General features: G+C 41.5%; 22 protein-coding genes. 6 read left to right on the top strand and 16 right to left on the bottom strand.

Translation table 11 applies throughout. From position 1 onward, the window contains the following. The 12 genes from CHF41_RS03150 to hisS form a co-directional block, all read right to left on the bottom strand. Window positions 1-849, bottom strand: coding sequence for a MurR/RpiR family transcriptional regulator (locus tag CHF41_RS03150; protein ID WP_119875948.1), 849 nt, complete (start codon window positions 847-849; stop codon window positions 1-3). A gap of 25 nt (window positions 850-874) precedes the next feature. Then, window positions 875-1,771, bottom strand: coding sequence for an ROK family protein (locus tag CHF41_RS03145; protein ID WP_119875947.1), 897 nt, complete (start codon window positions 1,769-1,771; stop codon window positions 875-877). A gap of 47 nt (window positions 1,772-1,818) precedes the next feature. After that, on the bottom strand, window positions 1,819-2,736 hold the full coding sequence (locus tag CHF41_RS03140; RefSeq protein ID WP_119875946.1) for a dihydrodipicolinate synthase family protein: 918 nt from the start codon (window positions 2,734-2,736) through the stop codon (window positions 1,819-1,821). A gap of 151 nt (window positions 2,737-2,887) precedes the next feature. Continuing rightward, entirely contained in the window at window positions 2,888-3,544 is a 657-nt protein-coding gene (locus tag CHF41_RS03135) for a YesL family protein (protein ID WP_119875945.1), read from the bottom strand. A 16-nt stretch (window positions 3,545-3,560) separates the two neighbouring features. Further along, the gene (locus CHF41_RS03130; protein WP_119875944.1) at window positions 3,561-4,013 is read right to left on the bottom strand and encodes a NanQ anomerase/TabA/YiaL family protein; all 453 of its coding nucleotides are present in this window, start codon (window positions 4,011-4,013) and stop codon (window positions 3,561-3,563) included. A 390-nt stretch (window positions 4,014-4,403) separates the two neighbouring features. Continuing rightward, window positions 4,404-5,234 carry a carbohydrate ABC transporter permease gene (locus CHF41_RS03125; protein WP_119875943.1) on the bottom strand — a complete coding sequence of 277 codons (831 nt, stop codon included), beginning with the start codon at window positions 5,232-5,234 and terminating at the stop codon, window positions 4,404-4,406. Between the two features lie 10 nt (window positions 5,235-5,244). Beyond that, window positions 5,245-6,132, bottom strand: coding sequence for a carbohydrate ABC transporter permease (locus tag CHF41_RS03120; protein WP_067088019.1), 888 nt, complete (start codon window positions 6,130-6,132; stop codon window positions 5,245-5,247). 225 nt (window positions 6,133-6,357) lie between these two features. Continuing rightward, complete coding sequence (locus tag CHF41_RS03115; RefSeq protein ID WP_119875942.1) at window positions 6,358-7,683, bottom strand: ABC transporter substrate-binding protein; 1,326 nt, start codon at window positions 7,681-7,683, stop codon at window positions 6,358-6,360. A 155-nt stretch (window positions 7,684-7,838) separates the two neighbouring features. Beyond that, window positions 7,839-8,540 carry an N-acetylmannosamine-6-phosphate 2-epimerase gene (locus CHF41_RS03110; protein WP_119875941.1) on the bottom strand — a complete coding sequence of 234 codons (702 nt, stop codon included), beginning with the start codon at window positions 8,538-8,540 and terminating at the stop codon, window positions 7,839-7,841. 57 nt (window positions 8,541-8,597) lie between these two features. Beyond that, a complete protein-coding gene (locus tag CHF41_RS03105) occupies window positions 8,598-9,590 on the bottom strand; it encodes an acetylxylan esterase (RefSeq protein ID WP_119875940.1) in 993 nt (330 codons plus the stop codon). 489 nt (window positions 9,591-10,079) lie between these two features. Then, on the bottom strand, window positions 10,080-12,728 hold the full coding sequence (adhE, locus tag CHF41_RS03100; RefSeq protein ID WP_119875939.1) for a bifunctional acetaldehyde-CoA/alcohol dehydrogenase: 2,649 nt from the start codon (window positions 12,726-12,728) through the stop codon (window positions 10,080-10,082). Window positions 12,729-12,984: 256 nt separating this feature from the next. Further along, window positions 12,985-14,268 carry a histidine--tRNA ligase gene (gene hisS / locus CHF41_RS03095; RefSeq protein WP_119875938.1) on the bottom strand — a complete coding sequence of 428 codons (1,284 nt, stop codon included), beginning with the start codon at window positions 14,266-14,268 and terminating at the stop codon, window positions 12,985-12,987. 142 nt (window positions 14,269-14,410) lie between these two features. Here hisS and CHF41_RS03090 point away from each other — a divergent pair, with 142 nt between their 5' ends. The 3 genes from CHF41_RS03090 (at window position 14,411) to rpmG (ending at window position 15,544) form a co-directional block, all read left to right on the top strand. After that, window positions 14,411-14,941, top strand: a complete 531-nt coding sequence (locus tag CHF41_RS03090; protein WP_240622965.1) for a GNAT family N-acetyltransferase — start codon at window positions 14,411-14,413, stop codon at window positions 14,939-14,941. A 255-nt stretch (window positions 14,942-15,196) separates the two neighbouring features. Beyond that, window positions 15,197-15,379, top strand: a complete 183-nt coding sequence (gene rpmF, locus CHF41_RS03085) for a 50S ribosomal protein L32 (protein WP_067088000.1) — start codon at window positions 15,197-15,199, stop codon at window positions 15,377-15,379. Window positions 15,380-15,394: 15 nt separating this feature from the next. After that, entirely contained in the window at window positions 15,395-15,544 is a 150-nt protein-coding gene (rpmG, locus tag CHF41_RS03080; RefSeq protein ID WP_002262412.1) for a 50S ribosomal protein L33, read from the top strand. 332 nt (window positions 15,545-15,876) lie between these two features. Here rpmG and CHF41_RS03075 read toward each other — a convergent pair whose 3' ends face one another. The 3 genes from CHF41_RS03075 to CHF41_RS03065 all read right to left on the bottom strand — a co-directional run bounded on the left by CHF41_RS03075 (window position 15,877) and on the right by CHF41_RS03065 (window position 17,585). After that, window positions 15,877-15,984 carry a putative holin-like toxin gene (locus CHF41_RS03075; protein WP_240622974.1) on the bottom strand — a complete coding sequence of 36 codons (108 nt, stop codon included), beginning with the start codon at window positions 15,982-15,984 and terminating at the stop codon, window positions 15,877-15,879. Between the two features lie 368 nt (window positions 15,985-16,352). Then, window positions 16,353-16,925, bottom strand: coding sequence for a DNA-3-methyladenine glycosylase (locus CHF41_RS03070; RefSeq protein WP_119875936.1), 573 nt, complete (start codon window positions 16,923-16,925; stop codon window positions 16,353-16,355). A gap of 3 nt (window positions 16,926-16,928) precedes the next feature. Continuing rightward, complete coding sequence (locus CHF41_RS03065) at window positions 16,929-17,585, bottom strand: endonuclease III domain-containing protein (RefSeq protein WP_119875935.1); 657 nt, start codon at window positions 17,583-17,585, stop codon at window positions 16,929-16,931. Between the two features lie 153 nt (window positions 17,586-17,738). On the opposite strand from CHF41_RS03065, the gene CHF41_RS03060 reads away from it, so the two are divergent. Next, window positions 17,739-18,059 carry a MazG nucleotide pyrophosphohydrolase domain-containing protein gene (locus CHF41_RS03060; protein WP_119875934.1) on the top strand — a complete coding sequence of 107 codons (321 nt, stop codon included), beginning with the start codon at window positions 17,739-17,741 and terminating at the stop codon, window positions 18,057-18,059. Then, window positions 18,056-18,628 carry an LOG family protein gene (locus CHF41_RS03055; protein WP_119875933.1) on the top strand — a complete coding sequence of 191 codons (573 nt, stop codon included), beginning with the start codon at window positions 18,056-18,058 and terminating at the stop codon, window positions 18,626-18,628. Before CHF41_RS03060 ends, CHF41_RS03055 begins: the two co-directional genes overlap by 4 nt. Window positions 18,629-18,686: 58 nt before the next feature. Here CHF41_RS03055 and CHF41_RS03050 read toward each other — a convergent pair whose 3' ends face one another. Further along, window positions 18,687-19,943 carry a S41 family peptidase gene (locus tag CHF41_RS03050; RefSeq protein WP_119875932.1) on the bottom strand — a complete coding sequence of 419 codons (1,257 nt, stop codon included), beginning with the start codon at window positions 19,941-19,943 and terminating at the stop codon, window positions 18,687-18,689. 182 nt (window positions 19,944-20,125) lie between these two features. Between CHF41_RS03050 and CHF41_RS03045 the strand changes: the two genes are divergently transcribed. Then, complete coding sequence (locus CHF41_RS03045) at window positions 20,126-20,908, top strand: formate/nitrite transporter family protein (RefSeq protein WP_119877123.1); 783 nt, start codon at window positions 20,126-20,128, stop codon at window positions 20,906-20,908. Window positions 20,909-20,970: the final 62 nt, after the last annotated feature.

Below are 20,970 nucleotides of genomic sequence, written 5' to 3'. Positions count from 1 at the left end.
CTACATCTCATTTTCGTCTACTTCTTCCGTCACTTGTAAGGCAGAAAGGGTGTTGGTAAATAACTTGTGCCGAGCATCTCGGTCTAAATCAATATAGTAGGCATAGAAAATATCCATGACCACGAGCACTGGAAATTGCGGAGAAATCATGGTGCCTTGGGCAAGATTTTTCTTGATTGCAACCAGCACCAATTCATCACAATTATCGCGCAATTCCTGTCGGTTTTTTGAAGTCAAGAGAACCGTACTTGCTCCTGCTGCACGCGCATCTCGCACTGCATTGATAATGCTCATGGACTCCCCCGATACCGAAATGCCAATCACCAAACACTCGTCATTTAAGGTCACACGGTTCATCCGAATCATGTGATCATCGGTGACCGCTTTGCAGGCCATGCCTAGTCGCATGAAGCGAAATTCAATCTCTCGCGCAACCAGTCCCGAACTTCCCTGACCATACACGTAGACCCGCTTGGCATTGTTCAGTAAATCCCCAACTCGCACAAACTGCTCTTCATCAATGAGGGAATAGGTCTTGTTCAAAAGCTCGCCGTAGTCCGACAAAACATGCTTGGTCAAGTCACGATTGACATGGGACGAATCCGTACTTGCGCTCACTTCCTGAAAAGCGTAGACGAATTGTCGGTAACCTGTAAAACCACATTTTTGAGCAAAACGTGTCAGAGAAGGCAATGAGACATAGAGTTTTTCAGAAACCATTTTTGCAGACAAATCGTCATCCACTGTCGCTTCTGAGAGAAAATAATCCGCAATCTTTCGCTCAATATGCGTAAAATCACTGTAAACCGCTTCAATCATCGGAATCACATTTTTCTCTAATGATACCATATCTCTTTCCTTTCTGACCTAATAACTAGGCTTTTCGAGCTTCGCTTTTCTGCTTGAAATGATAATAGGCGCCAAACATGCCCGCTGTATTTTGATGCTGGGCAAAGGCTAACTTGGTTTTTTCTGCAATACTTGGAACAAGATGAGCCTTTAAAGCCGCTTCGATTTTTGGTTTTAAAATCGCTTCTTGTCCCATAATACCACCGCCTAGAATCACCACTTCTGGGTTAGCGACATAGCAGATATTGGCAATGCCTTTTGCAAGATAATGGACCATGCGATCGATTCCTTGTTGGCAAAGTGAATTGCCTTTTTCGAGTTCTTGGAAAATCCGCCGTCCGTTCCAATCTGCCACATCATCGCCGTGCGCTTCTGCGACATAGCGGACCAAGGCAGTGGTAGAAGCCAAGTCTTGAAAAGCTCCGTCTGGCAAATGGAGATAACCCACTTCACAGGCAGAATTGCTAAAGCCGTGGAAAACCTGAGAGTTAATCAAGAGACAGCCCCCGATACCTGTTCCCACTGTCAAACAAACCGCAACTTTTGCACCCTTACCGCTACCTGAAGCAACCTCTGCCAGTCCTGCACAGTTAACATCATTTTCGATTTCACAAGGAATGCCAAACTGGGCTTCCAAATCTTTCTTAAACTGAGTACCAGCATAGTTTGGAATTTGCGGACCCGCATAGAAAATCTCGCCCTTATCAGGATCGACCATGCCCGCTGAGGAAATACAAATCCCTGACAGACTGACCGTTTCCAGATAGCTAGATACAATCCCTGCTACCTTTTCCAAAATCGCCGGTCCACCCTTATGAGCCTCTGTCGGCATTTCATGGCTTTCAACCAGCTGGTCGTTTTCATCAATCAAACCGTATTTGATACTGGTACCACCAATATCAATGGCAACATATGTTTTCATGAGCCACCTCTTCTTCTCAAAGGAAATCAATTCCCACAAGCCTTTTCTTATAAGAACCGTTCCTTGGTTTCACGAATTAGGCGAGCAGCCTCTTCAACGACTTCTTTATCATCTTCACAAACTGGAGTAAGAGGCGAACGCACGCCACCTAGATTCAAGCCTTCATTGATTCGCAACACTTCTTTGATGACTGCATACATATTGCCTCGCGCAACCACTAAGTGACCGATAATATTGTTAATGGCAAATTGCAATTCTTTTGCCATTTCCAAATCCTTGTCTGCAATCAATTGGTTGAGTTTCAAGAAAAGTTCTGGCATAGCACCATAAGTTCCTCCAATACCACCAGCAGCACCCATGAGACGCCCACCTAAGAATTGCTCATCTGGACCATTAAAGACAACGTGATTAGCTCCACCAAGACTAGCAAAGATTTGGATATCTTGAACTGGCATAGAGGAATTTTTGACCCCAATAACCCGTTCATTTTTGAGCATTTCATTGTAGAGACTTGGAGTAAGGGCTACACCTGCCAACTGGGGAATATTATAAATCACAAAATCTGTATTTGGAGCTGCTGCACTGATATCATTCCAGTATTGGGCAACAGAGTATTCTGGCAAGCGGAAATAAATCGGTGGAATCGCCGCAATCGCATCTACCTCAAGGCTTTCTGCATGGCGTGCCAATTCGATACTGTCTTTTGTATTGTTGCAAGCAACATGGGCAATAATGGTTAATTTGCCCTTAGCCACTGCCATTACTTCTTCTAGGACTACCTTGCGATCTTCTACGCTTTGGTAGATACATTCTCCAGAAGAGCCATTAACATATAAGCCTTGTACGCCTTTTTCGATAAAGTATTCTGCTAGGCTGCGAACACCTTCTCGGCTAATATCTCCATTTTCATCGTAACATGCATAAAATGCGGGAATAATTCCATGGTATTTTTCTAAGTTTTTCATTTATTTCTCCACTAAAAAGAAAGAGCAAATTCTTTCTTCATCTTTCTATTACGTAAAACTCCCACCCAGAAGGTCTTTTCTGGTTTCAGCAAGCCCAGTCCGACCTGTTTTACGAAGGAATTTTTTCATCTAATCGGTGTTGGCAACTCCCCTATTGAGGTGAATTGTCATATTTTCTAAAAATCGGCTCAAGAATTCCAAGTTGTAAATAGACTAAACTTGAAAATCCTGCCAAGAGGAAGAACATACTTCCAAAGACAATGGTCCAGCTAGAGCCTAATAGCAGAAAGGCTAGCAAAGCTACGGCTCCCAGCATGCCAAAGGTCCAGAGGAAGTTCAAACCTGCTAGAACAAAGGCGGTTTGCAAGAGTTCTTGCAGACTCTGTTCAAAACGAGCAGCCAAAGGATAGGCATAGAGCATGATCATCACCAAAAGAAATAAAATGCCAAAAGCGACCATTTTCATTCCTTGAAAGACAAGAGCTGTCTGAGCACGCAAGATGAGGAGGTTAGCCAAGCAAATAGCAGTCACTAAGAACTCGATTGCTCCTAGGGTAAGCCCACGCTTCCACTCCGCCTTAAAGGTGCTAGCATAAAGTCTCACCACACGTACACCACGGCTTTCTCGTATCTCCTGTAAGGTCCGATAGAGGCTGATTTTTGCAATGCCAATCGTCACAATCGGTAAACAAGAAATCAGAAACAAGAGATTGACCGTGACCAAATCCAAGATTTTTTCGCAGACTCTCATCAGCCAATTGTCTGTATTGAAAATGGAGGATAGTAACTGCGCACTCCTATTTCTCATTTCTCGTCTTCCTTTCTTAATCAATAAGCACTTTTACTACACATTTCTTGACCCTGTCACCTGCCTGATTATATAGATTGGGCTGGTGAGGTTCATTTGGTAGGAAAATCGCTACATTTTCATTTGTCAGATGAAGCGGAGTCGCAAGATGACAACGGACAAAGCCAATGTCGCTCTCTTTTTCATAATCCTTAGCAACTTCTTTCACCTGCTGGCCGTAATGCATCAATTCCTGTCCTTCTATTAAAAAGTGAATATCTGCAAAACGTTCATGGTATTCAAACTGATTATCTGGTTCTTTATTGAGTTGATTATCCTGCACAAAGAAGAAGACCTTGTCTTCATTGATGGCGTATCGCCCTAAAGCAAAGCTCGCCATATCGTGTGTTAACAAATACTCAATCGCTTGATCCAGATGGGGGTGCAAACCACGATAACGACCTATATATTGTAATTGTTCAAAAATCATCCGATTTCCTCATTTTCTACAATTTATTGAAATAAATTTGGGACTGTTGGAAAATAGCTCGTTCCTATTTCCAACCTAGGATGAGACACTGCACTGTGCAGAAAAACAAAACTGCATTTTGCCGAATTTCCAACTTGAAACAGGCTCCTGCACCGAAGGGGAAAGCAAAGCCTTGCTTTGCCGAATTTCCAACTTAGAATGGTGCACTGCACTGAGCAGAAAGCAAAGCCTTGCTTTGCCACATTTCCCAATTGAAATAGTTCCTAACTCGAGAGGAAAGCAAAACGAGGTTTTGCCGAATTTCCAACTTGAAGCAGGCTCCTGCACCGAAGGGGAAAGCAAAGCCTTGCTTTGCCACATTTCCCGATTGAAATAGTTCCCCGAACTATTTCAACCTTTAACAGCTCCCATGGTGATTCCTTGTGTGAATGATTTTTGGAATACGAGGAAGACGGCTACGATTGGAACGGCTGCCATGGCTGCTCCGGCCATGATGAGTCCGTAGTCAGTTGCCATTTCGGCCTGCATGGTTGCAACCCCTAGTGAAATGGTTAAATTTTGACGTGATGTCAACATAACCAACTGCATAAAGTAGTCATTCCAAGAATTGATAAAGGTAAAAATCGCAAGGGCCGCAAAACCTGGTTTGACAATTGGAAAGGCAACATTCCAGAAGGTCCGAACTTCGCCACAACCGTCAATCTTGGCTGATTCCAATAGCTCTGTTGGAATGTTTTCACTGAATTGTTTCATGAGGAACACTCCAAATGGCCAACCAATTAGTGGTAATATAACCGCAGCAAGTGTGTCATGGATTCCTAAGAAATTGACAATCCGAACGAGCGGTACCAATACAACTTGCTTCGGAAGAGCCATAGCAGCAATGAAAATCGCAAAGAGAATCCGTTGACCATAGAACCGTTTCTTAGCAAGAACATAGCCTGCCAAAGAAGAGGTAACACAGACCAAGAGCATGGTTGCTAACGAAATGAAGACACTATTCCACATCCATTGAAGGGCAGGATTTTGCACAACCAACCGCTCAAAGTTCTCCATAGTTGGCATTTTTGGCCACCACTGAGGTGGAATCACAATCGTATCTGGTTGAGATTTAAAGGCCCCTGTCAAAATCCAGTAAAACGGGAAAATAAAGAGTACCGTCAACAAAAGCAAAATGATTGTTGAAATCACTGTAAATGGAGTTAATTTTTTCTTTTTCATGCTTGTCCTCCTAGTATTCCACATCATTTCCAAGAATCTTGAATTGAGCAAAGCTGATAAGGGCAATCATGACTGCAAGGAAGACCCCCATAGTATTTGCATAGCCATATTCAGAAAGCTTGAAAGCTTTTTCGTATAGGTAGTACATCAAGGTACTAGTTGAGTAGTTTGGTCCTCCAGATGTTAAGAGCTGAATAAGCGCGAAACATTGGAAAGAGTTAATGGTTGTAATAATTGCGATATAAAGCGTTGTTGGCAATAAACTTGGCCACTTGATTTTCCAAAAGACTTGCAATTCTGTCGCACCGTCTACACGTGCCGCCTCAACAAGAGAATTATCAATATTTCCCATTGCAGCGATATAAAGAATAATCGGTTGACCGACAGATGTGGTCAAGAGAATCACAATGATAGCGAGCAAGGCCCAATGTTTATCCCCAAGCCAGCTAATATTTTGCTCAATAAAGTGACCAGATTTAAGGACAAAGTTCAAAATCCCTGATAGTGGATCGTAGATCCATTTCCAAACAACCGTTACGGCAACGCTCCCTGTAACAACAGGTAGGAAGAAGACAAACCGATAGAAGGAACGAGCAATCGCATTTTGACTGTAGGTCTGAGACGCCACAAATAAAGAGAAAAATACAACAACTGGTACAGATCCGATTACGATAATCACGGTATTAATCAAGGATTTGATAAATACCGGATCTTGGAACATCCGTTTATAGTTCTCCAAACCAACGAATTGAAAAGCCGTCATCGAATAATCAAAGAAACTAGTGATAAATCCCATGATCATCGGAGCTAATACAAATATGGCAAAGAAGACTAAAACCGGTGCTAGAAATGCATAGGAAACAATCGTTTCTCTCATTCTTATTTTATTAACTTTCACACAAAACACCTCTCCTTATGTAAGATATGAGAAGGCATAAAAACCGATATTCATGGTATTTCCGCCTCACTTTGATAAAAATAATCCCCCTTTTTCATTCAAGGAAAATGGACGAGAAAAGGGGGAAGATTATACATTGTCTAGAAGGAGCTAAATGCTATCTAACCATAGCAACTAGCCCATCCCTCAACATTATCTCGATAGGCGTATGCCCTATCTAATTGATTATTTCATTGCTTTTTGAATAGTTTCATTTGCTTTTTCAGTAAATGTCTTCAAAGCAGCATCAGCTTTCTCATCTCCATTTGATACAGCTTGCAACATAGGGAACCAAAGTGTTCTCATTTCAGCAAAGCCATCAATTGTGTTGTAGTATGGTGAGTAGTATTGAGTCCAAGAACTTAGAGTTTCCATGCGTTTGTCATCATACAATTTACCAAATGAAGTACGGACTGGGAACGCTCCTGTACGTTTCACGTCTTTTGGACCCCATTCTTTATCGTCTGCGATAAATTGGATGAATTTCTTAGAAGCTTCAATTTTCTTTTCATCTTTGTTGTTGAAGACACAGAATCCGTTGATCAAGTATTCCAAATCAGGTTTACCTTCGTCAGATGGGAATGGTACTTCAACGACTTCTACTTTACTTGCTTCCAAGAGTTTTCCTTGAATACCATTTTGTGATGGTGCCCAAAGGATAGTGTAAGAAGTTTGACCGTTTGCAAAGTTTTGGATATCTGCTCCACCGTCAAATTGAGAACCGTTAGAAAGAAGACCGTCTTTAATCCAGCTAGAAGCCATTTCAAGACCTTTCACGAATTTTGGATCGTCTGTTGTATACTTACTAACAGCGTCATCTGTAACTGCACCACTGTACAAGTTTGCGATAAAGGCACGAGTCCCTTGGTCTCCCCCTTGACCACTAGCAAAGAGTGAACCAGGTGTATAGCCCTTATCTTTCAATGCTTTTAATACTTTTTCAAAGTCAGCAGTTGTCCAACCTTCTTTTACAAGGTCTGCCACACCAGCATCTTCAAGCATTTTCTTGTTCATAGCCATGTAGAATGGAGCCGAACTAATTGGATACATGTAAGCTTTGTCGCCTGCCTTGCTGGCATTGATGATATTATCATTGGCAACATCTTTCACGTACTCATCTGTAAAGAGATCATTCAATTCAGCCAATTTACCGTTTTTACCATATTGAATAATCCGTCCTGGTGCGTCAAAGAGTACATCTGGTGCTGTTCCTGCTTCAATAGCTGTTACAATCTTTTCTGGACCAGACTTGAAGTCGATTGTTTCCAATTTTACTTTTACATCTGGATTTGCTTTTTCAAATGCTTCAATGATTGATTTTTCGTATGTTCCAACAGCATCGCTTGCATTTTCTTGCGTAAATACTGGGAAAGCCCACCAAGTAATTTCTGTTTTATCTGAGCTATCAGACATATCTTTCTTATCAGCACTTCCGCCAGAATTGCCACACGCTGCCAAAGATAAAATAGACGCGCCTGCTAACATAGAACAAACTAATTTTCTGAATTTCATTCTTTTTCTCCTTTTGTCTAGGTCCTATTATGGACAGTGATATAACGACTACTTATTACCTTCTTTTCCCTATAGCGTCAACTCCCCTTTTCTGATTTTTTCATCGTAGTTGATGGATTTCGAACAATCGTCAAAACTTCCATAACTTTCCTAACTTATTTTGATACTGCGGCAACAAAGCGCTGGGTGATTTCTTTTGGACGTGTAATCGCACCACCGACAACGATTCCTCGAACCCCAAAATCGTGAATGATTTTCGCTTCTTCTGGATAATAAATCTTGCCTTCTGCGATGACATCAACCCCTGCATCACACAATTTCTTAATCAACTCCAAATCAGGTCCATCCTCCTGGCGACTGTAGGAAGTGTAGCCTGAAAGGGTTGTACCAACAAAGTCCACGCCTGCTTCTACAGCAGCTAGACCTTCTTCGTAGGTACTGATATCTGCCATTAAGAGCTGGTCTGGATACTTAGCCTTGACCTGAGCAATAAACTCTGCAACCGTTAAGCCGTCATAGCGCTCACGCTTGGTACAATCAAGAGCAATCACTGCAATGCCAAGCGCTGCCAGTTCATCGACCTCTTTCATGGTCGCTGTAATAAAAGGCTCTTGCGGTGGATAATCCCGTTTGATAATCCCGATAATCGGCAAGTCTGTCACCTGCTGAATTTGCTCAATATCGCGCACACTGTTTGCACGAATCCCAACAGCTCCGCCTGCCTCTGCAGCTTTTGCAAGCAGGGGCATCACCCCTCCTTCTTCTATATAGAGCGGTTCATGCGGAAGAGCCTGACAAGATACGATAATACCGTCTTTAATCTGCGCTATTAGTTCGTCCTTTGATACAAATGCCATTATCTTCCTCCTTTTCTTTTTTATTTAAGCGCTTTCTTTTTTGATAAAAGACGCTGTTTATTTAAACTCCGTAAATAGTGACTTACTGTCAAACTTCGTACCACATAGCCAGTTGAATACCTTGTTATTGGCGTAGACAAACATGCCTTCATGGGCGTATTCTGGCATGAGGTGATATTCTTTCTCACACTCCAAGCGGTTGTACATAGCAAATTGTGTGATTGGGTAGCAGACATCGTCATCAAGCCCTGTAATCATCTTGACCGAACCCTTGATACGGTGGGCAAGATTTTTCACATCAATATAAGCCAAGGTCGCAAATACCTCTTCTTCTGTCTCATGGAATGGGTCATGGAACTTGAAGTAACGGAAAAGCTCATCGTAAGCTTCGCTGGTATTACCAATCTCAAGAACCCGTCTGAAATCGCATAGGAAAGGATAAATCGCAACTGTATTGGTAATCTGTGGATTCAGAGCAGCTGCAACAAGTGCCAAAGCACCACCTTGTGAGCCGCCGTAGCTTGAGAGACGTGTCTCATCCACACGCTCAAAACCTGCAACTAATTCCACTAGACTATAAATATCCAGATAGACATCCTTGTAAAAGAGATGTTCTGGTCCGTCTACGACACCACGAATAATCTGACCTTTTACGGTATTGCCTCTAGCATTTCTCGGGCCGTCTAGCGAATAACCAGATTGACCACGCACATCCATAGACACCATACCATATCCTGCTGTCGTATAGGCCAACATATCTGGCCAATCAAAACCACGTCCCATATAGCCATGGAAATGGAAAATCACGGGTACCTTGTCTAGCTCTTTTGGTAAGACCATACGGGCATAGATTTTTCCACCATTCGTTGCGTCAAACTGGATTTCATAGCAATCCACACTCGGAAGACCAAAGTCTTTTTCAACCAAGCGATAGTCTACAGGAAGTGGCAAGTCTGCGATAGCTTGATTCCAAAACTCATCGAAATCTGCTGGCATCTCATCGCGACCTCGGTAGGTCTGCATTTCTTCCATTAATAGGGGATCTCTCATCTATCTAATCCCTTTCTACATTTTATGTAAGCCTTTACATTTAGTATACCATTTCTTTAAATATTTTCAATATTTATCAAGTAAAAAGAAAGTAATTTCGAAAACGCTTTTAAAAACACATTTTTTCACTAAATTAGTATCTATTCTGAAAGTAGTTTCTTATGGAACGTAGGCAACTCTACTAGGAATAGAAAAAATTTTATTTTCGAGATTGACTATCATATAACCGAAACTCTTAGCAATGCTAATGTAGCGGTATTATTAAGAGTTTTTTTATCTCAAGTAATAGTCAATGAAAATCAAAAATAGCTATTGTACCTTATAAAGATCTACTCTTTAAGAAAGTATCCCAAAGTGCTAGCTTTGATTTTAATTGAGTATAAAAGAAAAAAAGATTGAAGAAAATTGTCCAAAATGGACTTTTCTTCAATCTGAAAGAAGCTGATCGAGTCAGCTTCTTTCCTTAGTTTTATTGGGGAACAATTTCAATTATTTGATACGACCTGGGCGTTCTTTGTAGCCATAGTAAGCATCTTCAATGATTTCTTGCATATGATCCACCATTGGGAGGCGTGGATTTGCAGGAGTACATTGGTCCTCGTAGGCAAGAAGTGCCAACTCGCGTGAGTATTTCTTCAATTCTTTTTCATCAACGCCCTGCTCTTTCAAGTTCATCTTGATTCCAACGCGTTCACCGAGGTCATAAACGGCTTTTGCGTATGATTCTACAGCTTCTTCTGGAGTTGAAGCTGGCAAGCCTAGCATGCGAGCAATTTCTTGGTAGCGCTCATCTGCACGGTAATAGTTGTATTTAGGCCATGTCGCTGCTTTAGCCGGACGTGTACCGTTATAACGGATAACGTATGGAAGTAAGATGGCATTGGTACGACCGTGCACTGTGTGGAAACGTCCACCTAATTTGTGGGCAATTGAGTGAGAAATTCCTAGGAAGGCATTCGCAAAGGCCATACCTGCCATTGTAGAAGCGTTATGCATTTTCTCACGAGAAACAAAGTCTGCGTTTTTAACAGAATTTTCAAGGTTTTCAAAGACAAGTTTAATCGCTTGAAGCGCAATACCGTCTGTATAGTCATTGGCCATTTGAGATACATAGGCTTCAGTCGCGTGGGTCAAGACGTCCATACCAGTATCTGCTGCTACAAAGCCTGGAACGGTCAAGACAAGAGCTGGGTCTACAATCGCAATAGTTGGGGTCAATGAGTAGTCAGCAAGTGGGTATTTGCGGTTGTTCTTCTTATCAGAGATAACAGCAAATGGTGTTACTTCTGAACCTGTACCAGAGGTTGTTGGAATACCGACGTATTTGGCTTTTTGTCCCAATTCTGGGAAGCGGAAAGCACGTTTACGGATATCCATGAATTTTTGTACCAAGTCACGGAAGTCCACTTCTGGTTGTTCATAGAAGAGCCACATGATTTTCGCAGCGTCCATTACAGAACCACCACCGATGGCAATGATTGTATCTGGCGCGAATGATTTCATCGCTTCTGCACCACGTTCAACAGTTGTAATGTCTGGATCTGGTTCAATATCTGAGAACACAGTGTACATTACTTTATTAGTACGCAATTGCAATTGCTCGATAACCCGTTGCACAAAGCCAAGTTTGACAATCAATTCATCTGCCACAATCATGACACGTTCAACGCCTGCCATTTTTTGGAGGTATTGGATTGAATCGCGTTCAAAGTAAATTTTTGATGGAACTTTAAACCATTGCATATTATTTCTCCGTCTTCCCACTTTCTTAATGTTCAATAAGTTCAACGCACTTACGTTATCACTGATTGAGTTACGACCATAAGAACCACAACCGAGTGTCAATGATGGGAGGAAGGCATTGTAAACATCACCGATACCACCGAAAGTAGATGGAGAGTTCCAAATAACACGGATTGCTTTCACGCGTGTTCCGAATTCTTTTGCCAAGTCTTCGTCTTCTGTATGGATTGCCGCTGAGTGACCAAGACCGTTGAATTCAACCATTTGGCTCGCTTTTTCGATACCATCTTCACGAGATTCTGATTTCAAGACAGCGATGACTGGTGATAATTTTTCACGTGTCAATGGCTCATTTGGTCCTACTTCTGCAACTTCTGCTGCAAGAATATTGGTTCCTTCTGGCACTTTAAAACCTGCTTGCTCAGCAATCCATGCTGCTGGTTTTCCGACGATATCTGCATTCAATTTTGCTTCGCCACAGTTTTTGCTGTTAGCTTTTGCACCAAAGCAGAATTCTTCAAGAAGGGCTTTTTCTTTCTTATTAACAAAGTAAACATGGTAAGACTTGAACTCTTTTACAAAGTCATCGTAGATTTCTTTATCGATAATCACTGCTTGCTCAGATGCACAGACCATACCATTGTCAAATGATTTAGACATCACGATGTCGTGCGCTGCTTGGCGAATGTTTGCTGATTTTTCAACATAGGCTGGTACGTTCCCCGCACCTACCCCAAGAGCTGGTTTTCCACATGAGTAAGCTGCACGCACCATGGCATTACCACCTGTTGCAAGGATTGTTGCAATACCGTCATGTTTCATCAACTCAGAAGTTGCTTCCATTGATGGTTTTGTAATCCATTGAATACAGTTTTCAGGAGCCCCTGCTGCCACCGCTGCTTCATAGACGATACGCGCTGCGTGAGCAGATGATTCTTGGGCAGATGGGTGGAAGGCAAAAATAATTGGATTACGCGTTTTAAGAGCAATCAATGATTTAAAGATAGCTGTTGATGTAGGATTGGTTGTTGGTGTTACACCACAGATAACGCCGACTGGCTCTGCAATCAAAGTCAATCCTGTTACTTCATCATCTTCAATGACACCTACTGTTTTTACACCACGCATATTGTTTACAACGTGCTCACAAGCAAACAAGTTTTTAGTTGCCTTATCTTCAAAGACCCCACGTCCTGTTTCTTCTTGAGCGTGTTGAGCCAAGACACCATGTTGATCAAGAGCTGCAACGGATGCTTTTGCTACAATGTAGTCCACCTGCTCTTGATTCAATTGACGAAACTCTTCAAGGGCAACCAATCCCTTTTGAACAAGCCCATCAACGTGTGCACGAGCTTCTGCTAATTTTTCCTCTGGTGATACTTTTTTCTCAGCCATCTATGGTTCCTCCAATATTGTTTTCTGTCAACTTTTTATTTGTTAACTTTTTCACAAATATATTCTACACCTTTTCGAGAGTTTTGTAAATAGTTTGTTAAGTATTTCACAAATTAATTTTAAAATATTGTGATTTTTTCTCAAATACCCCGATAAATAGCACTTTCTTGGCTTTGTTTGTGATTTTTTTCTCAAACTTTTTTTATTTCACAAGAAAAAAATAAGGAAAATCCTGTAAGATTCCCCTTGTTTTTCATTATTGATGACTCATTTTCTCGAAAATACTCTTGAAATTCAATTGTACATCTTCTAATAACACGGTCACTTCTTCCCGTGTTTGATTATTTTTCACAGTTACTTGACCTTGTTCCACTTCGCTTTCACCCAGAGTGAGTAATACCCGTGCCTTTAGCTGGTCAGCGGACTTGAACTGGGCTTTGATCTTACGTCCTAGGTAATCGCGCTCCACCTTAAAACCTTGATTGCGAAGAGCCTGTACAATTTCTAAGGCCTTGCTATTTACTTCTTGCCCCAAAACAGCAACATAGACATCCAGTTCTTCTGCTACTGGAAGATCTACCCCTTGCTTTTCAAGCACCAAGAGCAGACGCTCAATGCCCATACCAAAGCCGAAACCTGGCGTTGCTGGTCCGCCAAAATACTCGACCAAGCCGTCATAACGACCTCCAGCACAGATAGTCAACTCACTTCCTGACACCTCTGTGATAAACTCGAAAATCGTATGGTTATAGTAATCCAGACCACGCACCATATTGGTATCAATCACATAGTCAATACTTAAGGCCTCTAACATCCCACGAACCTGATCAAAATGAGCTTGACTTTCCTCGTCCAAGTAATCCAGAATAGACGGAGCATTTTCTACAGCCATCTTGTCCTCTTTTTCCTTGCTATCAAGAACTCGGAGCGGATTTTCTTCCAAGCGGCGTTGACTATCTTTTGATAGGGTCTCTTTCAGCGGTGTTAAATAATCAATCAAAGCCTGACGATAAGCGGTACGGCTTGCACTACTTCCCAAGGTATTCAAGTGTAGCGTAATATTTTGAATGCCAATTTCCTTGAAAAATTGTGCCGCCATGGCAATCGTTTCTACATCTGTCGCAGGATTGCTAGAACCGAAGCACTCCACCCCAATCTGATGAAACTCACGCAAACGCCCTGCCTGCGGACGCTCATAGCGGAACATCGAGCCCATATAGTAGAGTTTAACAGGCTTTTGCACCTCAGGCGCAAAGAGTTTATTTTCTACATAAGAGCGAACGACAGGAGCTGTCCCTTCTGGACGAAGCGTGATGTGGCGATCACCCTTGTCATAAAAATCATACATTTCCTTGCTGACGATGTCCGTTGTATCCCCAACCGAGCGACTAATCACCTCATAATGCTCAAAAATCGGCGTGCGAATTTCTTGGTAGTTGTACTTGCCAAAGGTCTTGCGGGCAAACTCTTCCACATACTGCCACTTGGCAGACTCTTTCGGTAAAATATCTTGGGTTCCTTTAGGTTTTTGTAATTTCATGCGTTTCTATCCTTTTCAGAGTATCATTCCCCCTATTTTATCACATTTCAGAGGACAAGAAAAGACAGACTTCAGAGTTCCTAGACAAGGGCTCCCGAACTTGCTATACTAAAGAATAATATTTACCAGAAAGGGGACTAGCATGGACACCTACTATCTCAGCAAGCCCACGGAAAAAGATCTGCCCTTTATCGAGACCTTCAAACAAGAATTTACAGAACAACATCAACATCTCAATGGTGGCTCTCGCTTGGAAGAAATGCCTGACCTCGCTACTTGGCTCATCCACATCAAGCAACAAGAAAAACAGCCTAAGCCTAACCGCGCACCCTCGACAACCTTGATTTTCAAACGTGAAAATGAAGATAAAATCATTGGGATTGTCAATATCCGCCATCATATCGAGCAGGATTTTCTAATGAATATAGCTGGCCATATCGGCTACTCTATTGTACCGAGCGAACAAGGAAAAGGCCTTGCAAAAGTTCAACTAGCACAAGCGCTAGATTTTTGCCGGAATTTAGGATTGTCAGAGGTTTTAGTGACTTGCGCAACTTGGAACATCGCTTCCAGAAAAACAATTCTAGCCCAGCCTCATTGTCGCTACGAAGACCAGAGATTGTCGCCTGACGGTGATACCATGGAACCGCTACTGGATTCAATTGTCACCTGATAGAGACATGTAAACGATTTTTTTGAAAAAAATCTGTCAAGTAACTTTACTTTACAAAAAAAATGTGATATTCTAATACAGTTGGCAAAAGCCAGATGAATAGGATAGTCTTTCTATTTTCATTTAGTACTAGGCAATGCATCACAGGCATAACTGGAATTAGGCAAGATGCATTCACGACGTAATAAGTGAAAATAGACGGACTATGAAACTAAAACGAGCCTCGCTCGTCCATTACAACGGAGGAAAAAAGAAATGGCAGTACCTGCACGTCGCACATCAAAAGCGAAGAAAAACAAACGTCGTACACACTACAAATTGACAGCTCCATCTGTTAAATTTGACGAAACTACTGGAGATTACTCACGTTCTCACCGTGTATCTTTGAAAGGATACTACAAAGGACGTAAAATCGCTAAAGCTGCTGCAGCTGAATAATAGAAGGGAGATACCATGCGCGTAAACATTACACTTGAACACAAAGAATCTGGTGAACGCTTGTACCTTACTTCTAAAAACAAACGTAACACTCCAGACCGTCTTCAATTGAAAAAATACTCACCAAAATTGCGTAAACACGTGATTTTCACTGAGGTAAAATAGGGATTCACTACACGTCAATAGACAGTAGAAACCTTGATTTAAAGCGATTCTTGAAATTCTGAATTTCACTACATTGCAATAAAAATCAATCGAATCACTACATTTTTCTCTACATTTTTAGATAAAAATATTGAAATGGATAACGATTAAACCACTCTTGTGAGTGGTTTTTATATACTATTCGTTCTTTACTTGCATTATTTTCTAAAAATGCTACAATAGTATTAGAAAAGGGAGCTGAACTGCAATTCAACTCCCAATGTAGAACCGTTTAAGACGGTGACTCGTATTACAGATTTAATCCGTCCTACTCGTCAAAGTAAAGGGACGGATTATTTTTTTACATCATTTTTGAAGATTTTATAGCACAAACCAATCAGAGCAATGGTAAAACTACCAAAACCTAGAATCGTTTGTACAACTTCAAAAGCTGTCAAAATTCAGCTCCTGTTTTCATCAAGATACAAAGGTCGTTAAAAAATCCGCAAGAAAATAGGAAATCTCCTAGAAATGATAAACATTTCATAGGAGATTTTCAAATTATCGGTTCAGAACGTAGACAACCCTATTAGGAATAGAAAGATTTTTATTTTTGAGGTTGACTACCATATAACAGAAACTCTTAGAAATGCTGATATAGCGGTATTATTCAAAGTTTTTTATTTCTCAAGTAAAAGAAAAAAGATTGAAGAAAATTGCCCAAAATGGACTTTTTCTTCAATCTGAAGCGCCCAGTTTCAACTGCGCGCTTTTCTTCTACCCTATTCTGCCTTCTCGCTCAAGAGTTCATTTTTTCGTTTGCTTCTTCCTATAGCCACGTGTCACTGTCCACCAATAGGCCCGTTTTCTTCACTTTCGAAACATGTCGATTGCCTCGAACATAAAAGCAAAGCGGTGCTTCTCTCCACTTATCTGTGCATGTTACCCCGATTCGAGCGCGCTGCTCAATGTGCACAGGTGTTGCACCCGCTTTGAGATACAAATCGCTTTGATCGATGGACTGACCATCAAAGATTTTGGTGATATTGGCGAGACGAGTTAATTTTCCTGGGCCGTTTGCACTTGGCTCAACTCCACTGATTTCCAAAGCTCGAATCAGGACTGCCTCTGGCACATCTCTTTCTTTTGTCACCAAATTTAGCATATTATGCCCATGAACTTGGTAGACATACCAATGCCCCGCCTCCAGATACATAGACTCATTCTTTCTAGTCCGTCTGCCTCCTGCGCTATGAGAGGCACTATCTTTTGTCCCTACATAGGCCTCGGTTTCGACAATTCTGCCAATGAACTGGTCTCCCAAATACAGCTCCATCCCCAGTAATGCTTTTGCTGTAGCAATCGTATCATGCGCCATTAGATATTCAAACTGATTTTCCATATATCAACCACCTACATTATGAAACAAGCAATCTGCTTTCAACGGACACAAGGAACACCTAGGCTTTTTCCTACAAATCCTTCCGCCCAATTCATCAATCATCGCATGAAATTGCTGCAATTGACCGATGGATAGCCTTTTTATATAATACTCCCTAATCTGTGGCATGTCATTGTAATGCTTGAACTCCATACCGAGACAACGCCCCATTATTCTTCTAGCGTAGGCATCAGAAATAAACCGTTTATCCTGTAATAGGTATAACAAGATGACATCTGCGGTCTCATTGCCAATTCCTTTAATGGATACAAGCCTGTCTCGAAATGATGCTGGATGCACATTCTTTATCTCCTCAAAGCCACCATAGGAGTCTATCAAAGTCAAGATCTCCCGTATCGCGAGGCTCTTTTGGACATAAAAACCACTTGGCTTGATTTTTTCCTGCAACTCTTCTAGTGGTAAATGAAGCATGACCTCAATGGAAAGACAGTCTTTTAGATTGTCAATCGACGAGCGGACGGTCGTAAAGCTAGTGTTTTGAACTAAAATCATACCGATGACTTTTTCTATCGGACTATCACCAGGATACCATCCCAGAGGAGCAAAATAATTGTCTAATGTGTCGAAAATCTTCCATAAAACTTGCTCATTCTTGTTCATTTTGATTCCACTCAATCGTATGACCTATCTTTGTTGGTATTTTATCATATTTCTCTTGCTATGTACATTGATTATCGATTTCCTATTGATAAACCTCTCGCTTTCTTCTACCACTCATGCTATAATACTAAAAAGTACCATCAGGAGACAAACATGGACATTCGGAACTACCAAGATTGGGTCAGTCGTTTTTACAAAGAGCGTGGTTGGTATGCCTACAATCCCTTTATTCGGACTAATTTTCTCTGTGAAGAGGTAGGAGAGCTAGCACAGGCGATTCGGAAAATGGAGATTGGACGAGATCGCCCCGATGAACCCATTAGCAACCAGAAAGAAAATCTCCTCCACATTCGTGAGGAGTTAGGCGATGTATTAGATAATTTGTTTATTATCGCAGATATCTACCAGATTTCGCTTGAAGACATCATGACCAGCCATAAGAAAAAGTTAGAAGAAAGGTTTAAAGGACAATGAATATAACTGTTTACTGTGGAGCAAGTTTGGGAGAAAATCCAAGCTATCAAGAAGGAACGATTGCCCTTGGCAAATGGATTGCAGAAAATGGCCATACGTTGGTCTACGGCGGTGGCAATACTGGACTCATGGGCTTGATTGCAGATACGGTCCTCGCACATGGTGGGCAAGTCATTGGTATCATTCCAGAATTTCTTAAAGATCGTGAACTCGCCCATCCTCATCTCTCAGAATTACGGACAGTTGAAACCATGTCTGAACGTAAATTGGCCTTGATACAAGAGGCAGATGCTTTTATCGCACTGCCTGGTGGCCCTGGTACTTTGGAAGAAATCAGCGAAGTTATCTCATGGGCAAGGATTGGAAAAAACGACAAACCCTGCATTCTCTTTACTATTACAGGCTACTATCAGGCCTTAGAACAATTCTTTGATAACATGGTTAGCGCAGGATTTTTGACACCTGAAGATCGTGAAAAGACACTCTTTTCAGATGATTTAGAACAAATCGAACACTTTATTGCAACCTATCAACCACCTGCAGCACGCGAGTATCGAAGCAAGACTTAATCCATTCACAAAAGAGTAAGAATCTTGGTATCTTAAAGGTCCCAAGATTCTTACTCTTTTATTGTTTTACACATAAGTTCAAACATTCTTCCAAGTCCACATCACGCTCTAAGTGTTCAGGAGTCCAGGGAATGAACACATCTGGTTCTACCCCCTTATCTGTCATGCCTTTTCCTAAATCAAGATCAAGATCACGTGAGGTTGGAAACATGAATTGGTAGTCATCAAAATCTACGAAGCAGCAATTAGAGTAGTCCAAAATACCCATGGTCGGTCTGCCAAGTACCGTCACCTTAGGCAACTCTTTCATTATCTGAACAAAATTATCTCCAGAGGAACCACACTCTACATCTGATAAAACAAAGATCTTCTCTGGCTTAGCAGTACCTACAATCCCAGCAAAATACTCTCTATCGGAGTCGTCCTCCTTATGAACAACATAACCCTTGCCACGATTAGTCTGTAATTCGTCAATAAACTCCAGCAAGAACTGGCGACTTTCTTCTGATAAATGTTCATCTTTCAGATTTTCTTGAAATAGAGCTAAACGCAACTCAACATTTCTCTCTGTGTAGAGAACTTCCATACCTGAACCCGACAAATCAATTTCTGCAAGACTTGTCCCTTCTGGTAAAGCGTATTTGATTAAGGGAAAGTAGAGAGAATCTGAGCCTCCATGATTGACACGGACATCAATGATGAGGTAGGTAGCTTGTTCTAGTAAGGGAGCTGCTTCTTGGTAAAGGGCTCCTATTTTTTCCTCATTCCAAAAATTCTCCATTTTAAGATAGACAAGATTAGACCGTAACTGTTTCACTTCAAATCTGTCTTCCGTCGCCTGCTCCACTTTTTGAAGTCGAATCTCCTCTTTCCGATTTGCCCTTATTACTGTAAGGCTATCAGCCTTATGGACAAAATATTTCCATTCCTGTGCTTGGCGTTCCTCGGTAGGACTCGTGAAATAGACTCGATGTTCTTGGTACAGGGTTGGAATATCGCAACCGTCAAGTGCAATAATCTTATCTCCTTTTTGAAGATTGGTCGCGGGAGCTGCTTCCACTACATAGAGCATATCTCCTTGGCGCTTAAGACGAACTGCGAGCGCTTTGCGATTCTTCTTGAAGAAGGACACATGGGAAAGAATGCCAAAACTTGCAAGGTAACAATGCATGTGATACAGAAACTCCTCTTCTGACATGTCGTCTGATATCTTCTGACGATACATTTCTGGATCCGCCCCAGTGATATCCTTTTTAGTCGCTGAATCTGCCCGCATCATCTCGACCACTTGGTCAAAAATTTCTGTTTTTTTCATATCATCCCTCCTATTATTACTTGTTTTTTATTATACCTAAAACAGAGTGATTTGCAAGCTGTATTTTCTTTATAAAAGCCCTTACATTTTGACCAATTTTTTGGTATAGTATAATTTGTGATAAATATATCAAATAAAAAAAGAAGTAGGTACTTATTGTGGCAGGACAAGATCAAGCATTGATGTATACAATCGATAAAAGTATCAAGAAGAAAGCTGACTTGATTGAAAGCAACTATTGGGCATATGCCCTTCGCTCTATTTTTGCGAGTGTCTATCTGGCACTTGGGATTGCCATTGCGCTTTACACAGCTGACAAACTAGAGCATGTGGCAGCAGGTCTCGGGAAATTTAGCTACGGTCTCATGTTTGGCTGGGGGCTCCTCATGATTCTTTATATGAATGCAGAGCTCGGCACATCGAATATGATGTATATGACGGTGGCTATTTATCGCAAGGTTATTCCAACCAAAACAGCTTTGAAGATTCTAGCAACCTGTATCTTCTTTAACTTTGTCGGTGCAATCATCATCTGCTTCTTACTGGCGCAAACTGCTCCATATTCCATTGGGCATGTGGCTATGGATAGCTATCTAGTGCAAGGCACCATTGCCAAGCTTGCCAAAACACCGCTCACTCAATTTGTCGAGGGAATTTTCGCCAATATGGTGGTCAATATCGCTGTCTTTGCTTTTCTTAAGATGAAGGATGATGCCGGAAAAGCAATCTCCGTCATTTTCATTATCTTTATCTTTGCCTTCCTCGGCTTTGAGCACGTTATCGCAAACTTCTCAACCTTCTCTCTCGCCTTCTTCTCAACAGGTGGAACGGTGGAAGGTATGAATCTTCTCTCTGTTCTTTCCAATTTCCTTTTCTCAGGTCTTGGAAACTATGTCGGTGGTGGACTAGTCATCGGACTCCTCTACAGCTGGTTGAATAAGCAATCAAGCGTCTATGTGGACTAATATTCGTCATTGCTGTTTTCAGGCTATTATAGTGCACTGACTAAAAGTTAGGACATCGTTAT

The sequence above is a fragment of the Streptococcus respiraculi genome (assembly GCF_003595525.1).
GTDB classification, from domain to species: Bacteria; Bacillota; Bacilli; order Lactobacillales; family Streptococcaceae; genus Streptococcus; species Streptococcus respiraculi.
The sequence above is the reverse complement of the archived record's forward strand: the minus strand, read 5'-3'. Positions and strand labels throughout refer to the sequence as shown.